General features: G+C 57.7%; 17 protein-coding genes. 5 read left to right on the forward strand and 12 right to left on the reverse strand.

Going from position 1 to position 14,648, the window contains the following annotated elements:
• Positions 1 to 66: 66 nt before the first annotated feature.
• The gene (gene ald, locus ACR0MQ_RS08725; RefSeq protein WP_170772062.1) at positions 67 to 1,182 is read right to left on the reverse strand and encodes an alanine dehydrogenase; all 1,116 of its coding nucleotides are present in this window, start codon (positions 1,180 to 1,182) and stop codon (positions 67 to 69) included.
• A 135-nt stretch (positions 1,183 to 1,317) separates the two neighbouring features.
• Between ald and ACR0MQ_RS08730 the strand changes: the two genes are divergently transcribed.
• Positions 1,318 to 1,776 (forward strand): Lrp/AsnC family transcriptional regulator, encoded by a 459-nt coding sequence (locus tag ACR0MQ_RS08730; protein WP_170772060.1) that lies wholly within the window; start codon positions 1,318 to 1,320, stop codon positions 1,774 to 1,776.
• Positions 1,777 to 1,946: 170 nt separating this feature from the next.
• Complete coding sequence (gene ppk2 / locus ACR0MQ_RS08735; protein WP_029622264.1) at positions 1,947 to 2,864, forward strand: polyphosphate kinase 2; 918 nt, start codon at positions 1,947 to 1,949, stop codon at positions 2,862 to 2,864.
• Positions 2,865 to 2,916: 52 nt separating this feature from the next.
• Here the strand turns inward: ppk2 and ACR0MQ_RS08740 are convergent, their stop codons facing one another.
• Together ACR0MQ_RS08740 and rpsU are read right to left on the reverse strand one after the other, a co-directional pair.
• Complete coding sequence (locus ACR0MQ_RS08740; RefSeq protein WP_480607400.1) at positions 2,917 to 4,104, reverse strand: CAP domain-containing protein; 1,188 nt, start codon at positions 4,102 to 4,104, stop codon at positions 2,917 to 2,919.
• A 297-nt stretch (positions 4,105 to 4,401) separates the two neighbouring features.
• Positions 4,402 to 4,608, reverse strand: a complete 207-nt coding sequence (rpsU, locus tag ACR0MQ_RS08745) for a 30S ribosomal protein S21 (RefSeq protein ID WP_005614280.1) — start codon at positions 4,606 to 4,608, stop codon at positions 4,402 to 4,404.
• A 112-nt stretch (positions 4,609 to 4,720) separates the two neighbouring features.
• On the opposite strand from rpsU, the gene ACR0MQ_RS08750 reads away from it, so the two are divergent.
• Positions 4,721 to 5,413: a COQ9 family protein gene (locus tag ACR0MQ_RS08750; protein WP_170772056.1), complete on the forward strand. Its 693-nt coding sequence runs from the start codon at positions 4,721 to 4,723 to the stop codon at positions 5,411 to 5,413.
• A gap of 72 nt (positions 5,414 to 5,485) precedes the next feature.
• Positions 5,486 to 6,472 carry an NAD(P)H-quinone oxidoreductase gene (locus ACR0MQ_RS08755; RefSeq protein WP_170772048.1) on the forward strand — a complete coding sequence of 329 codons (987 nt, stop codon included), beginning with the start codon at positions 5,486 to 5,488 and terminating at the stop codon, positions 6,470 to 6,472.
• A 14-nt stretch (positions 6,473 to 6,486) separates the two neighbouring features.
• Here the strand turns inward: ACR0MQ_RS08755 and ACR0MQ_RS08760 are convergent, their stop codons facing one another.
• Positions 6,487 to 7,344, reverse strand: a complete 858-nt coding sequence (locus ACR0MQ_RS08760) for a DUF2189 domain-containing protein (protein ID WP_170772274.1) — start codon at positions 7,342 to 7,344, stop codon at positions 6,487 to 6,489.
• A gap of 215 nt (positions 7,345 to 7,559) precedes the next feature.
• Here ACR0MQ_RS08760 and ACR0MQ_RS08765 point away from each other — a divergent pair, with 215 nt between their 5' ends.
• Entirely contained in the window at positions 7,560 to 8,543 is a 984-nt protein-coding gene (locus ACR0MQ_RS08765; protein WP_170772046.1) for a quinone oxidoreductase family protein, read from the forward strand.
• A 42-nt stretch (positions 8,544 to 8,585) separates the two neighbouring features.
• On the opposite strand, the gene ACR0MQ_RS08770 is transcribed toward ACR0MQ_RS08765, so the two are convergent.
• From ACR0MQ_RS08770 to ACR0MQ_RS08805, 8 genes are all read right to left on the reverse strand, one after another.
• Positions 8,586 to 9,119 (reverse strand): porin family protein, encoded by a 534-nt coding sequence (locus ACR0MQ_RS08770; RefSeq protein WP_170772044.1) that lies wholly within the window; start codon positions 9,117 to 9,119, stop codon positions 8,586 to 8,588.
• 263 nt (positions 9,120 to 9,382) lie between these two features.
• On the reverse strand, positions 9,383 to 9,856 hold the full coding sequence (locus tag ACR0MQ_RS08775; protein ID WP_010443607.1) for a YHS domain-containing (seleno)protein: 474 nt from the start codon (positions 9,854 to 9,856) through the stop codon (positions 9,383 to 9,385).
• Positions 9,857 to 10,028: 172 nt separating this feature from the next.
• On the reverse strand, positions 10,029 to 10,304 hold the full coding sequence (locus ACR0MQ_RS08780) for a hypothetical protein (RefSeq protein WP_170544754.1): 276 nt from the start codon (positions 10,302 to 10,304) through the stop codon (positions 10,029 to 10,031).
• Positions 10,301 to 10,906 (reverse strand): glycerol-3-phosphate 1-O-acyltransferase PlsY, encoded by a 606-nt coding sequence (gene plsY / locus ACR0MQ_RS08785; protein WP_170772043.1) that lies wholly within the window; start codon positions 10,904 to 10,906, stop codon positions 10,301 to 10,303. The genes ACR0MQ_RS08780 and plsY overlap by 4 nt, the downstream gene beginning before the upstream one ends.
• Entirely contained in the window at positions 10,906 to 12,186 is a 1,281-nt protein-coding gene (gene pyrC, locus ACR0MQ_RS08790; protein ID WP_170772041.1) for a dihydroorotase, read from the reverse strand. The genes plsY and pyrC overlap by 1 nt, the downstream gene beginning before the upstream one ends.
• The gene (locus ACR0MQ_RS08795) at positions 12,183 to 12,569 is read right to left on the reverse strand and encodes a hypothetical protein (RefSeq protein ID WP_480607408.1); all 387 of its coding nucleotides are present in this window, start codon (positions 12,567 to 12,569) and stop codon (positions 12,183 to 12,185) included. The genes pyrC and ACR0MQ_RS08795 overlap by 4 nt, the downstream gene beginning before the upstream one ends.
• Positions 12,554 to 13,072, reverse strand: a complete 519-nt coding sequence (locus tag ACR0MQ_RS08800) for a hypothetical protein (RefSeq protein WP_480607411.1) — start codon at positions 13,070 to 13,072, stop codon at positions 12,554 to 12,556. Before ACR0MQ_RS08800 ends, ACR0MQ_RS08795 begins: the two co-directional genes overlap by 16 nt.
• The gene (locus tag ACR0MQ_RS08805) at positions 13,069 to 14,004 is read right to left on the reverse strand and encodes an aspartate carbamoyltransferase catalytic subunit (protein ID WP_170772037.1); all 936 of its coding nucleotides are present in this window, start codon (positions 14,002 to 14,004) and stop codon (positions 13,069 to 13,071) included. The genes ACR0MQ_RS08800 and ACR0MQ_RS08805 overlap by 4 nt, the downstream gene beginning before the upstream one ends.
• Positions 14,005 to 14,648: the final 644 nt, after the last annotated feature.

Raw genomic sequence — 14,648 nt, forward strand, 5'->3', positions numbered from 1 at the left:
GCGGCGCTAGGCCCAAGTCCGTAAAGCGTCCTTTGTAAAGGGACGCTTTCAGAGGCGGGAGTACTCTTAGTTCAGCAGAGTTGCCGGATCGACAGAGTCGATGTTGAGGGCAGTACCTACCGCTTCGTAAGTCAGCTTGCCGGCGTGGACGTTCAGACCTGCCAGCAGGTGTGCGTCGTCCTTACAGGCCTGCTTCCAGCCCTTGCTTGCCAGCGAAAGCATGAACGGCATGGTCGCGTTGCCCAGTGCGATGGTAGAGGTCCGGGCAACCGCGCCGGGCATGTTGGCGACGCAGTAGTGCATGATGCCGTCAACTTCGTAAACCGGATCGGCGTGGGTGGTGGCTTTCGAGGTCTCAAAACAGCCGCCCTGATCGATCGCAACGTCTACCAGAGCCGCGCCGGGCTTCATGGTCGACAGCTGTTCGCGCGAGATCAGTTTGGGAGCAGCTGCACCCGGGATCAGAACCGCACCGATAACCAGATCGGCATCCTGGATCAGTTCAGCGGTGGCACCAGCTGTCGAATATTGGTTCTTGAACGTTCCGCCGAACACATCGTCCAGATACCGAAGACGCGGCAACGAGCGGTCCAGCACGGTGACATCTGCGCCCATGCCCGCTGCGATCTTGGCGGCGTGGGTACCAACCACACCGCCACCAATGACGATCACTTTGGCAGGGCCAACACCCGGAACGCCGCCCATCAGAACGCCGCGGCCACCGTTGGCCTTCTGCAAAGTCCAGGACCCGACTTGCGGTGCCAAACGACCGGCAACTTCCGACATCGGGGCCAGCAGAGGCAGGCCGCCGTTCGCGTCGGTGACAGTTTCATACGCAATCGCGGTACAACCGGATGCCAGCAGGTCATGGGTCTGGTCTGGGTCGGGTGCCAGGTGCAGATAGGTGAACAGCAACTGACCTTCGCGCAGCATTTTACGCTCGACCGCCTGAGGTTCCTTGACCTTGACGATCATGTCGGCGGTGGCGAACACCTCTTCTGCAGTGTCGACGATTCGAGCTCCTGCCGCGACGTAGGCATCATTGTCAAAGCCCGAGCCCATCCCGGCACCTGTTTCAATGATGACTTCGTGACCACGGGCCACAGCCTCGCCAGCCGCGTTCGGGGTCATCCCGACGCGGAACTCCTGGGGTTTGATTTCCTTGGGGCAGCCGATTTTCATGTGAGACTCCATTCATAAACTGCCTAAATTATGGGCATTATGCTGTGCAATTTTTGTGAAACCCTGCTTGCCAAATGGTAGAATTGTAGGAAATTATCCGAAGATGGTTAAATACTACGCAATGGATGTGCGCCGATGATGATAGATGCGACCGATCGAAAGATTCTGGCAGCCCTTCAGCGCAAAGGCCGGATGTCTAATTCAGAGCTATCCGAACAGGCCAACCTGTCACCATCGGCGTGCCACCGCCGTGTTCAACGGCTTGAGGCAGAAGGTTATATCAAAGATTACGTTGCATTGCTGGATGCACGTAAAATGAATGTGCCAACAACTGTGTTTGTCGAGATTACTTTGCAGGGACAAGCGGAAGAGGTGCTTGGATCCTTCGAAAAGGCAGTAGCCCGAATTCCAGATGTACTAGAATGTCATCTGATGGCCGGAACAGCGGATTATATTCTGAAGGTGGTTGCTGAAAATACCGAAGATTTCGCGCGCATACATCGGCAGTACCTGTCTCGCTTGCCCGGCGTGGCGCAGATGCAAAGCTCTTTTGCTTTGCGCACGGTTTTCAAAACGACGGCCCTGCCAGTTTGAACTCTTCCGCACCCGATGGCCGCGTTTCATCCTGACCGCTTGTATCTGCCTTCAGACCGGTTCAAAATCTATAGTTCCGACCATAAGTGAAACATTGGCAATGCGCGCTGACATCCGATGGTTACACTGGCCCTGTATGGTCCGAACCCGAAGACGATAAGGAGCAGACTTTGGTTTACGAACATGACAGCACCCCTAAAGATTGGCTGGAAGCCGAACTGGAAGATTCGCTGGATGAAGATTTCGAGATCGAATTCAGCGAACCAATGCTTTCGGTTGAGGTGCGTAAGATCTACAAGGATCAGCATCCTGATATGCTGGATCGCAAGGTCTATTTTCGTAACCTTTTGCGTCTGCAGGCCGAACTTATCAGGGTACAGGATTGGGTGGTTCACACCGGGGCCAAGGTTTGCATCCTGTTCGAAGGCCGCGACAGTGCTGGCAAGGGTGGGGTGATCAAACGCATAACACAGCGCTTGAACCCGCGGGTTGCACGCGTGGTGGCGCTGCCAGCACCCAGCCGTCGCGAGCAAAGCCAGTGGTATTTTCAGCGTTATGTGCCGCATCTGCCCGCAGCGGGCGAAATCGTGTTCTTTGACCGGTCCTGGTACAACCGAGCAGGTGTTGAACGCGTGATGGGGTTTGCCAACGAAGATCAGGTTGAACAGTTTTTTCAGGACGTTCCCGAATTCGAGCGGATGCTGGTGCGGTCGGGAATTATTCTGCTTAAGTACTGGTTCTCGATCACAGACGAAGAACAGCAACTGCGATTCCTAATGCGCATTCACGATCCAATGAAGCAGTGGAAGCTGTCGCCCATGGATCTTGAATCCCGCATCCGGTGGGAGGCATACACCAAGGCCAAAGAGGATATGTTCTTTCGCACCAACATTTCTGAGGCGCCATGGTATATCGTTGAAGGCAATGACAAAAAGCGCGAACGGCTCAATTGTATCGAGCATCTGCTGACCAAGATCCCCTACGAGGATGTGCCGCAAGAAAAGGTCAATTTGCCGGATCGGCGCTATAATCCCGAATACGAACGGCGTATTCTGCCGGATGAGCTGCACGTGCCAAAGATTTATTGATTTGGCTGGCATGTGATGCGGGAGAGTGATCCCCCGCACCTGAACGGTTTGATTAGCCCCAATCAAATCCGCAGTTCATTTCGAAAACAAACATGCCGCACATATCGTCATTCATGTCTTCGACTGTGGTTTCAACGGTTTCAATCATGTCGTCAGCGACGTCGGTGTCGAACACAAGATCGAAATCATCCATTTCCGGGGTCGTATCGGCCTGCTGCACCGGAGACCAATCGAACTGGTCAAAATGGGCCTGCAGTGCGTTAACAAACGCTTCGATCCCGGCAAGGAAGGCCTGAACGTCAAAGCAGTCCGCGCCTGGTGCACCATTGTCAACGACAACCTCAGGTAATTCTGGCTCTTCGACCTCGGTGACGTCGGTATCCGGCACTTCAGGTTCCGGGTCTTCAACTTCAGTCACATCGGTATCAGGCGTTTCCGGCTCTTCAGTTTCGGTGACATCAGTTTCCGGTGTCTCCTCGACTGGGTCGTCGGTCTCAGTGACGTCAGTGTCCGGCGTTTCGTCCGCAGGTCCCTCGGTCTCTGTCACATCGGTGCCCGGAGTTTCGTCCGTTGGTTCTTCGGTTTCAGTAACGTCCTCGTCCGGGGTCTCCTCAGCCGGTTCCTCGGTTTCCGGAACTTCCGCAACCGGTGTTTCGTCAACCGGTTCGTCAGTCTCGGTGACGTCGGTATCCGGCACTTCAGGTTCGGTCGGAGTGGTAACCTCCTCTTCCGGTTCCGCAACCTCTTCAACCGGAGGGGTCACGGGCGGGGTGGTGCCGCCGTTATCAAGGTCGATCTCACCTTGTGTCGCAGCAAAGTTTTGCGTCACCATGACTGCATCGAACCCCTGCATGTCGCCTTCTTCGATCCCGATGCCGATATACTTAAATTCGGGGTTCAGAATGTTGGCTCGGTGGCCGGGGCTGTTCATCAGGTTCTGGTGCAATTGCGCGACATCATCGCTGATGCCTGGTGCGCCGCGCTCGGATTGCCAGGCGATGTTTTCTCCGGTGCGCCAGCTGCCGGACAGGTCAAATCCTGCGGCTTGCATCCGTTGAGTTGCAGATGAGCCGCCCTGCCCGGTGTGGCTGAACCGGTCGGTGTCCAGCATCCAGGTGCTGTGGTCCTCGGATGATTCATTCAGGTTGCGTTCAAGTTCCAGGGGATCAAGACCGCGGGATGTGCGCTCTTGGTTGATCAGCGCCAGCATTTCGCGCTCAACCGTACTTGCTGTCGACATCAGTGCCTCCGTTTTTGGTTATGTCTGAGTGGACGGCCTCACTTACAGACGATCAAAGAACGCTGAACAGGGTAGGTACGGGGGCGGGCGATTTTCGGCGGCAGAATGCAACCGAGCGGCGATTCGCTGCGCTGTAAAATGCCGACATAGGCGATTGCATCAAAATCGGCAGGTTGCCGCGAGGGTAAAGCCGGGAATGGGCGAGAATATCCGCCCTAAAAAACGACAAACCCCCGGGCGGGGCCTCGGGGGTCGTCAAATAGTGTCATCCAAAGCTGGACGAGTCGCGGTAGGCTCTTAGAGCAAACCTTCGCGCTGTGCTTTCTTACGTGCCAGTTTACGGGCACGGCGGATCGCTTCAGCTTTCTCGCGCGCTTTTTTCTCGGACGGTTTCTCGAAATGTTGCTTCAGCTTCATTTCACGGAACACGCCTTCGCGCTGCAGCTTTTTCTTCAGGGCACGAAGCGCCTGATCGACGTTATTGTCGCGAACACTAACCTGCATGTGGTTGTCACCACCTTTCTAGATAGAGTTGCAAGGAAATTGCAGGAGGTGGCCGTATAGCAAAGCGCGCCTAACTTGTCTAGTACTGGACCCGCAGCCTCGGAGAGCCGAAATGACCGCTACCTATGAAGATACTAAAGAACAGCTTCTGAACGCGATTCTCGACCATGTGCCTTTTGACGGTTGGTCGGAAACAAGCTTTCGCGCAGCGATTTCCGATTGCGGTCTGGATGCCGGACTGGCCCGCGCCATCTGCCCGCGCGGCGCTGTCGATCTGGCACTGGCCTTCCATGCGCGCGGTGATGCGGCAATGCTGGATCGTATCAATACTGAGGATCTAAGCGGGCTGAAGTTTCGTGACAAGATCGCCGCTGCTGTCCGCTTTCGTTTACAGGCGGTCGAAGACAAAGAGGCCGTGCGCCGGGGTGTGACTCTGTTCGCGTTGCCGATCTATGCCGCAGATGGGGCCAAGGCGGTCTGGGGCACCTGTGACCAGATCTGGACAGCGCTTGGCGATACTTCGGATGACGTGAACTGGTACACCAAACGTGCCACTTTGTCGGGAGTCTATTCTTCAACACTGTTGTATTGGCTGGGCGATGACAGTCCGGATTATCAGGCGACATGGGAATTCCTCGATCGCCGGATCGAGGGCGTGATGCAGTTCGAAAAGCTCAAGGCGCAGGTGAATGACAATCCGCTGCTGAAGCCGTTTCTGGCTGTGCCCAACTGGCTTGCGGGTCAGGTGAAGGCTCCGGTGAAGATGTCAGACAACTTGCCCGGTTCGCTGTCATCGGGGAAATAGTCGCAACGTTTCCACTTGTTGCTGGGCCTCTGCGCTACTGACTGCTAGGCAAGAGGCAAAGGAGATATGCCCATGACCCAGACGATGCGCGCTGTTGAGATTACCGAAGCGGGTGGCCCGGACGTTCTGCAATTGACCGAACGCCCGATACCGGAACCGGCGGAGGGTCAGGTGGTTCTGAAAGTAGCCTATGCCGGGGTGAACCGTCCTGATGCGCTGCAACGGGCGGGGGCGTATGATCCGCCTCCGGGTGCGAGCGATCTGCCGGGTTTGGAAGCCTCAGGAGAGGTTGTCGCGATTGGCACGGGTGTTGAGGGGCTGGCGATTGGCGATCAGGTCTGCGCCCTGCTGCCAGGCGGCGGTTACGCCGAATATGTAGCCACTCCCGCCGCGCATTGCTTGCCTGTTCCTACGGGCATGGGTTTGAAAGAAGCTGCCTGCTTGCCAGAGACCTTCTTTACCGTCTGGTCCAATGTATTTACGCGGGGTGGCCTGAAAGCGGGGGAACGTTTTCTGGTCCATGGTGGTTCAAGCGGGATTGGCACGACCGCGATCCAGTTGGCCAATGCATTTGGCGCTCGGGTTTTTGCCACGGCCGGATCGGCTGAGAAATGTGCGGCTTGTGTCGAATTGGGTGCTGAGAAGGCGATCAATTATCGCGATGAAGACTTCGTGGCTGCGATGCGTGCGGAGGGTGGCGCAAACCTAATCCTCGATATGGTGGGCGGCGATTACATCCCACGCAACGTCAAAGCGCTGGCCGAAGATGGTCGTTTGGTTCAAATCGCATTCCTGCAAGGTCCGGTGGTCGAACTGAACTTTGCGCTGATGATGGTCAAGCGTCTGACCCTGACCGGCAGTACTCTGCGTCCGCAAAGCGATCTGGCGAAGGCACGCATTGCGCAAGACTTGCGTGAAGCCGTCTGGCCTTTGCTTGAGGCCGGGAAGGTTGCGCCTGTGATGGATTCCGAGTTCGATTTGGCTGATGCCGCCGCTGCGCATGCGCGGATGGAAGGATCGGGCCACATCGGCAAGATCGTACTCAAGGTCGCTGGTTAAGCTGCACAGTACGGTCAGGCGACCGCCCGGCGATACAGATGCCAAGTGGCGTGACCCAGAATGGGCATCACTACGATCAAGCCCAGCAGAATCGGTATGGCGCCCAATATCAGAAGCGTCGCCACTATCGCACCCCAAGTCAGGATCACGCCCGGGTTTTGACGCAAGACCCGAACCGAGGTCACCACGGCCACTGGAACGCCCACTTTGCGATCAAGCAATAATGGAAAGCTGACCACGCTCAGCGCCAACGCGACCAGTGCGAACAGGAAGCCGATGGCCGTGCCGATGATGATCATGCTCCAGCCAGCTCCGGTGGTGAATACCTCGGTGATAAAGGCTGTTGCCGAGGCTGGGGCCTCTGGCCCAAGTGTCTGCGCGTAGATTCCTTGCGCTACCATCAGCCAGATCAACAACAGCATGACCAGATAAAAGCCCAGTGCCAATATCGCGCCGAAGGAAGGCGAGCGGAACACGCCAAACGCATCCAGCCAATGTACGTCTCCGCCCTGTTCCCGCTTGCGACTGATCTCATAAAGCCCAACGGCGGCGACAGGCCCGATCAGGGCAAAGCCCATGACGAGCGGGGCCAGCAAAGGCACCATGTCTTTGTTGAGCCCAATACCGAACATCAGAAGGCCTGCGATCGGGTAGATCAGAACGATAAAGATCGCATCGGCCCGAGTTTCGAGAAAATCGTTATATCCGGCTTTCAGGCATTCGCGCAGATCCTGCAGGGTCAGCGTGTGCACTGTTGGCAGGGTGCGGACATCCGCGCTGCCGATTTCGGATACTGATTCCGACACATGATCGCTGGTCGCCCGCAGATTACGGGCGACCCAGGTAATTGGGTTACCGATTGTCTTGTCCATGTTCATCCCCTTCTCTGGCGTGGGTGCGCCGCGGGATGCATCCGGTACGGCAAATTCGTGTGACCGGATCAGCCGGCAACGTCTGCCCATTTACAACGTCCACCCGCATTATAGCACATGTTGCAAAATTTTGCCCGAACATGCTTGAGGGATAACAAAGATTGCCCTGTCGAACAGGCATGTTAGCTTTGTTTCAACAGGCAACGGAGGGTATCATGCAGCAAACAGCGCGCACTGTCGTCATTCACGAACACGGCGGGCCGGAGGCCCTGCGGATTGAGGATCGTCCGCTTGGGGATCCGGGGCCGGGAGAAGTACGCATTCGCCACCATGCCTGCGGATTGAATTTCATTGATGTTTATCAGCGCACCGGTCTCTATCCGCTTGAATTGCCTCACGCATTAGGGATGGAGGCAGCCGGTGTGATTGAGGCTGTGGGCGAAGGTGTCACGCACCTTTCCACTGGCCAACGTGCGGCCTACGCTGCAGGCCCGTCTGGGGCCTATTCCGAGGCGCGTGTGATGCCCGCCGCACAGGTATGTCCGCTGCCCGAAAGTATCTCGTTCCGTACCGCTGCGGCCATGATGCTGAAGGGCATGACGGTCGAATACCTGTTTCACCGCACAACGCCTTTGCGGCGCGGGGACACCGTTTTGTTTCACGCCGCTGCAGGCGGGGTTGGTCTGATCGCCTGCCAATGGGCCAAATCCGAAGGCATCAAACTGATCGGAACAGCGGGAACGGATGAAAAATGCAGCCTGGCGCAGTTCAATGGCGCGTCGCATTGCATCAACTACCGAACAGAAAACTTTGTCGAGCGTGTCGCTGAGATCACCGACGGCAAGGGGGTCGATGTGGTGATGGACTCCATCGGCGCGGACACGTTTGAGGGATCGCTGGATTGCCTGAAACCCTTGGGCATGATGATTTCATTCGGAAACGCGTCGGGGCCAGTGCCACCTGTCGATCTGGGAATGTTGGCGCAGCGGGGATCTTTGAAGATCACCCGCCCAACCCTGTTCACCCATATCTCGGATCACGCTACTTGTCAGGCAATGGCGCGGCGTCTGTTTGGCAAAGTGGACGGGCGCGAGGTTAAGATCCACGTCGATCAGGAGTTTCCGCTGGATCAGGTTGCCGATGCACATCGCGCATTGGAAGCACGTCAGACCACCGGCAGTACAATCTTGGTGCCCTAACAGGAGAGGCCCGGTAATGACTACCGGGCCTGTTGTATTTGCTTAGAACCGGTACGCGACACGCAACTGGAGCGTCGTGGCATCAACATCGACGCCCGATGAATTGAAATCATCAAACTCATGATACAAAAGTTCGCCGCCTACGCTGATGTTGGGGGCGACGATCTGTTCATAGCCAGCACCAATAAACCAGCCATTGTCGCTGCCTAGATTGTTTGTGTCCGCGTCGGCATAACCAGCGGTTCCGTACAGCAGACCCTGTGGGTTCACCTCGTAGCCAGCGCGTGCTTTGATGCGCCAGACCTTCTCGACTGTGGCGGCGCTGCCCAGGTCGATGTCGCTCCAGTCATAGTCAAAACCACCGCCAACAACCCAGTCGCCCAGATCATAGTCATATCCCAGGATGATACCGCCAATGGCGCCATCCCCGTCTACGCCTGAGATGTTGGTATCGATATCAGCATAGCCGATCTGTGCACCGCCGTAAAAGCCGGTCCAGCTGCCCGAAGATTGTGCCATCGCTGAACCCGCCGCTAGCGTCACGACAGAGCTGAAAAGTGCAAGTTTACCCGTCATCTTCTGTTTCCTTTCGCTCGAGATCCGCTGACCGGTAGTCGGCTAGCAGCCTTATGCCTGGCGCTACAAACCAGCCCAAAAGCCGGATCAGTGATGCTTTGTCTATTCCGGACCATCCTGGTGGCTAGCCGGTGTCCCCGGCGCGGGCCCATTTGATCTGGGCACTTGTCTTAGATTCTAAATAGGCCGCGGCACGACGCCTTCAAACGAAGATCGGCGGCAGATACGATCTGCCGCCGATATACAAAGGTCTTGTCAGCGAATTATTGCTGCAGTTCAGCCGGGTCTTTGTCGGCGATGTCTTCCCAGTTTGCGCTGGCTTGCTCGACAAAGCCCGGAATGTCGCCTTCCCAACGCTCCTGAATGTCCTGCGACAGGTTCAGGTACAGCTTGTTGTCGACGATTTTCCAGTAGTTCGGGTCACCATCGAACTTGAAGCCCATTGCGGTGCCAAATGCGCAGTAGCCACCGTAAGCGGGCAGGTATGCCTCAGGGTTGGCTTCAAAGGCGGCTTTGTTTTCTTCCGACGCGAAACGGTACAGCGCGTCGTTGTGCAGGGTGGAAATGCGGTAGTCGCCTTTGGTGGCTTCACCAACGGTGAAATAGGCAACCGGGTCATAGCCCTGCATTGCCAAGCCGGTTGAGCTTGCGTTGATTTCAACACCTGCGGCCATGGCCGAGCTTGCAATGGCAACAGACAGCGCGACTCCGCTGATTATGGATTTGAACTTGTTCATGACTTCACCTTTCGTGAATAGGCTCGCTTAAGAGCACGGTAATTTTGCCCGGGCGAACCGGATTTGATTGTCGCGACGCCGGTAATTGGCCGTCACAAAATCCCAGTTGGGGAATGGCCTGTTCACGTTCAAAGCAATCAATTGTGATTGTGCGGTCACAAAGACCTGTTGTTCATTCCTGCACGTCAGGCACGAGCGCCAGAACAAAGGCAACCACTTTCTCAGCGGGCATCTCACAGGGGCGCAGCAGCGCACCGCTCTTGCGGGTGAGATAAAGGTTTAAGCTGATATAGTCCGGTCCGCCCAGTTGATAGGCCACGAGCTTGTGCGATTTCCCACCTGCCATGATCTGATGCGAAACCAAATATCTGCGCGGGCCAGCGGCCCCCGTGAATGTGCCGATGGGCAGATCATCGATCGCCTTCAGGAAAGCGCTGGACGCCGTCACGATTTTCCGATTTTTGGCTCGGTTCCTGCCTTGATACGCGCGAGGTTGGCGCTGTGCCGCCAGTAGACCAGTAAGGTCAAAGCAATCCCGAGGAAAAACGTACTGCCATCTGTCAAAACCATAATCCAAGTTGTGGACAGAGCGGCGGCGGCCAGCGCCCCAACAGATGAAATACGCCAGATCAGCACTGCAACCAGCCATGTCAAACAACAGGCGACACCCACGCGCCAGTCAAGCGCGAGCCAAAGGCCCAGAAAGGTTGCTACGCCTTTGCCGCCTTTGAAGCCCAGCCAGACCGGGAAGCAATGACCAAGAAATGCGGCAAGCGCTGCGATTTGCGCAGCGTCTTCACCGGCCAATGCGCGCGCCAACAAAACGGCAGCGGCGCCTTTGGCCGCATCAAACAGCAATGTCAGCGCCGCCGCTCCTTTGTTGCCGGTGCGCAGGACGTTGGTTGCCCCGATATTACCCGACCCGATTTGCCGCAGGTTTCCCAGACCCATCACGCGCGCGACGATCATACCAAACGGGATTGACCCAAGCAGGTATCCTAACGCGGCCCACAGGATGAGCTGAGTTATTGTGCTATCGATCAAGGGCATCAGGCTCTCCGGTACACTTCTTGTCCAGCGACATAGGTTGCGGTGACCTTACCCTGCATCCGCTGGCCGTCAAACGGTGTGTTCTGCGATTTCGATTTCAGCGTAAAGCGGTCCAGAACAAAGGGAACATCCGGGTCGAACAGGACCAGATCAGCGGGCGCGCCTTGGGACAGGCGACCACTCTCTAAGCTCAGCCGTTTGGCCGGGTTCAGGGCCATGGCGCGGAACAGGGTCGGCAAGTCCAGCTGTTCGGAATGGTATAGGCGCAGCGCAGCAGGCAGCAGCGTTTCCAGCGCCACCGCGCCCGAGGCCGCCTCTTCAAACGGCAGGCGCTTGCTTTCCTCATCCTGCGGGGTGTGCATGGAGCTGATCGTGTCTATCAGACCGGTTCGCACTGCTTCGATCACGGCTTGCCGGTCATCTTCGGATCGCAGTGGGGGCTTGATTTTGAAGAAGGTGCGATAATCGGACACGTCCAATTCGTTCAGTGTCAAATGGTGGATCGAAGTGCCTGCCGTGATGTCCAGCCCGTTGCGCTTGGCGCGTTCCAGTGCGGGCAGGGCGCGGGCCGTGGTGATCTGATCGGCGTGATAGGCGGCTCCGGTCATTTCAAGCAAGGCGATGTCACGATCCAGTCCCATCCGCTCAGCCATAGGCGATACGGCGGGCAAGCCTCGCAGAGCGGCGAACTTGCCGCTGGTGGCTGCAGCCCCAGCGCTGAGCCCCGGCTCCTGCGGATGCGCAAGGACCAGTGCGCCGCAGGATTTAGTGTAAGTCAGAGCACGAGAAAACACCTTGGTGTTGGTCACGACATGATCGCAATCGGTAAACGCCACGGCGCCTGCGTCCTGCAGGAACCCGATCTCGGTCATCTCACGCCCTTCGCGTCCTTTGGTCAGGGCGGCCATCGGCAGGACGTTGACCGGAGCGTCCGCTTGCGCGCGGCGGGTGGCAAACTCCAGCGTCTCGGGTGTGTCGACGGCAGGTAGGGTATCAGGGCGCGTGACGATGGTTGTCACACCCCCTGCGGCTGCTGCAAGACCTGCAGATTTATAGCTTTCCTTGTGCCGTTCACCGGGCTCGCACACCTTGACGCCAATGTCGACAATGCCGGGGGCAAGGCATTGCCCACCGCAATCGACCACCTGCGTGTCAGCGTCTGGGGCCGCGCCTTCACCAAGCGCCGCGATCCGACCGTCGGCAACCTTCAGCCAGCCGATGCTATCTGTGTCCGCTTCGGGGTTGATCAGGCGGGCATTGGTGAAAATCAGATTGCTCATGCCATGGCCCTTTCGATTGCGGCTTTGGTAGCGGCGGGGTCCGCCTGGTATTTGATAAGGTGTTTGTCGCCGCCTTTGGTGACGATCTGGACAAAGCTGCCAATCGTGTTGACCGCCTGAATCTGGTTCAGCGCCACCTTGCGCGAACCGGGCCCGGTGAGTGTGGAGTCTGTCATTTCCCACGTGGCGACCAGTTCTTCTGAGGCCAAATACCACGCGCGGATCCCGATGGCAGCCAACCCGGCAGGCGCGCCGGTCCAGACGTAGGGATTGCCGATCAACCATAGCACGACCATCGCGACCGCCATTGCAAAGGCGGCGAGCCATGCATTGGTGCGGACATAAGCGCCCTTGTCCGAGGAGAATGTCACAGGATCAGCCACAAGGTACCTCCGATGGCGATCAGAATCAGCAAGGCAATGACCGCTGATCCGATGCGGCTTGGTTTGGTATCCGCTGGCGGGCTTTGCGGGGCCGAGTATGGCTTTGCGCTTTCCGTCTCGATCACGTCGCCGGTCCAGTTCGTGGCCTCTTCCGTGAATAGGCCAATCAGATGCAGGCGTGGATCGGGTGAAAGGGTTACTGATCGATCGCCGAAAGCCGCGCTGCGCAGGACCATCACCCAGCCTTCGATGGCCTCCAATTTCGTGCGGTCTAACTGGTCTACCGAGACACCGCAGCCTTCGCTGAGATAGCCATAAAGCCCAAGGTCTTCGAGGTCGGATACTGGAAAAATGTCCATCTGTTCGGGGTCCAGCCCTTCGACACCAAGTACCTGATCAACAGCCCCCGGTTCGTGCAGGAATTTCGCCTCTTCCGGGCGCATATCCAGCGAGAACAGGCGGATCACGCCACGCTCATGGGGGGCGATGATCAGATCGTTCATGCGGCTTCTCGCACGTTGCGCGCCAGCAGGTCCATGGCGGCCATGCGGACGGCAACGCCCATCTCGACCTGTTCCTGAATGACGGACCGGTTGATGTCATCGGCCAGAGTGCCGTCGATCTCGACCCCTCGGTTCATGGGGCCGGGGTGCATGACGATGGCGTCGGACTTTGCCAGCGCGAGTTTCGCGGCATCCAGCCCATAGCGGTGGTAGTATTCGCGCTCTGAGGGGATGAAACCGCCGTCCATGCGTTCTTTCTGAAGGCGCAGCATCATGACTACGTCGACGTCTTTCAGGCCTTCGTTCATGTCGTCATAGATTTCGGCCCCGAATTCGGCGAACTGAGACGGTACCAGCGTCGGCGGGCCGATCAGGCGGATACGGTTTTCCATCTTGCCCAGCAGGATCAGGTTCGACCGCGCGACGCGCGAATGCGCCACGTCTCCGCAGATCGCAATGTTCAGCCGGTGCAGACGGCCCTTGGCCCGGCGGATGGTCAGCGCGTCCAGAAGGGCTTGTGTCGGGTGCTCATGCCGCCCGTCGCCCGCGTTCAGCACGGCGCAGTTTACCTTCTGCGCCAGCAGGTCCACCGCGCCGGAATGAGGATGCCGTACTACAAGCAGATCGGGATGCATCGCGTTCAACGTCATCGCCGTATCGATCAGTGTCTCACCCTTTTTGATCGAACTGGCCTGCATTGCCATGTTCATCACGTCAGCCCCCAACCGCTTGCCCGCCAGTTCAAAACTGGCCTGCGTGCGGGTTGAGTTTTCAAAGAACATGTTGATCTGTGTCAGGCCCGACAGCACGTCCGAATGCTTAGTCGATTGCCGGTTCAGTTCGACATAGGTTTCGGCCAGATCAAGGATAGCGGTGATATCGGATTGCGACAGATGCTCGATGCCAAGAAGGTGACGATGGGCGAAACGCATGGGCGGGCTCCTGTCTGACAATCGGACCGCTTATAGGAAGCCATGCAGGCCAAGGCAACCTAAGGTTCCGACCCTTCAAGCAGTTTCTCGCATCCACCTTCGGGCAGGCATTGTTCGTCGGGTTTGCACCACTTGCCATAGCCGCAATCGATAGCCTTGATCGGCACGCAGCCCTGATGAGCCGAGCATTTGAAGCCGGGTCGGCATTGCGAGCCGGTTTCCTCACACAGAAACCAGCCGGGGCGTGAGCATCCGCCGCCCGGCAAGCAGGATGAACCGGCTCCGCAGGTCCGGCCATCCGCGCAGCTTGTGGATGGAGCCGGGACCAAATCCGGTCTGCTGCGCTCGCATTCCCCGCGCCCGTTGCAGAAGCTGCCACCCGGGCAATCAAGACGCGAGGTGCACTTGTTCACCCCCGCAGGGGCGCAACGCGTTCCTCCTGCCACGCAGCGCTCGAACGGGCCGCAGGTGCGCCCGCCTCCACAGTAGGTGTGCCCGGGCGGGATACAGCGGCCATCAAAGCTGCAGCGCTGGCCTGCGGGGCAGCAACCGCGCCCGCATTGCAACTGTCCGGGGCGGCATTGAGTATTCCGGTCAAACAGCTGCGCACTCGCCGAACCGCCAGAGGTTGCCAGCAATAGAGC

The organism is Ruegeria sp. AN6, assembly GCF_056540425.1.

Bases quoted from the DNA above. Each gene is read 5' to 3' on its own strand.
- ACR0MQ_RS08740 (WP_480607400.1), bottom strand. From the start codon at position 4,104: ATGTCGACAGCAAGTACGGTTGAGCGCGAAATGCTGGCGCTGATCAAC.
- ACR0MQ_RS08775 (WP_010443607.1), bottom strand. From the start codon at position 9,856: ATGAACAAGTTCAAATCCATAATCAGCGGAGTCGCGCTGTCTGTTGCC.
- pyrC (WP_170772041.1), bottom strand. From the start codon at position 12,186: ATGAGCAATCTGATTTTCACCAATGCCCGCCTGATCAACCCCGAAGCG.
- ACR0MQ_RS08770 (WP_170772044.1), bottom strand. From the start codon at position 9,119: ATGACGGGTAAACTTGCACTTTTCAGCTCTGTCGTGACGCTAGCGGCG.
- ACR0MQ_RS08765 (WP_170772046.1), top strand. From the start codon at position 7,560: ATGCAGCAAACAGCGCGCACTGTCGTCATTCACGAACACGGCGGGCCG.
- ACR0MQ_RS08805 (WP_170772037.1), bottom strand. From the start codon at position 14,004: ATGCGTTTCGCCCATCGTCACCTTCTTGGCATCGAGCATCTGTCGCAA.
- ACR0MQ_RS08730 (WP_170772060.1), top strand. From the start codon at position 1,318: ATGATGATAGATGCGACCGATCGAAAGATTCTGGCAGCCCTTCAGCGC.
- ACR0MQ_RS08800 (WP_480607411.1), bottom strand. From the start codon at position 13,072: ATGAACGATCTGATCATCGCCCCCCATGAGCGTGGCGTGATCCGCCTG.
- ACR0MQ_RS08755 (WP_170772048.1), top strand. From the start codon at position 5,486: ATGACCCAGACGATGCGCGCTGTTGAGATTACCGAAGCGGGTGGCCCG.
- ald (WP_170772062.1), bottom strand. From the start codon at position 1,182: ATGAAAATCGGCTGCCCCAAGGAAATCAAACCCCAGGAGTTCCGCGTC.
- ACR0MQ_RS08760 (WP_170772274.1), bottom strand. From the start codon at position 7,344: ATGGACAAGACAATCGGTAACCCAATTACCTGGGTCGCCCGTAATCTG.
- rpsU (WP_005614280.1), bottom strand. From the start codon at position 4,608: ATGCAGGTTAGTGTTCGCGACAATAACGTCGATCAGGCGCTTCGTGCC.
- plsY (WP_170772043.1), bottom strand. From the start codon at position 10,906: ATGCCCTTGATCGATAGCACAATAACTCAGCTCATCCTGTGGGCCGCG.
- ACR0MQ_RS08750 (WP_170772056.1), top strand. From the start codon at position 4,721: ATGACCGCTACCTATGAAGATACTAAAGAACAGCTTCTGAACGCGATT.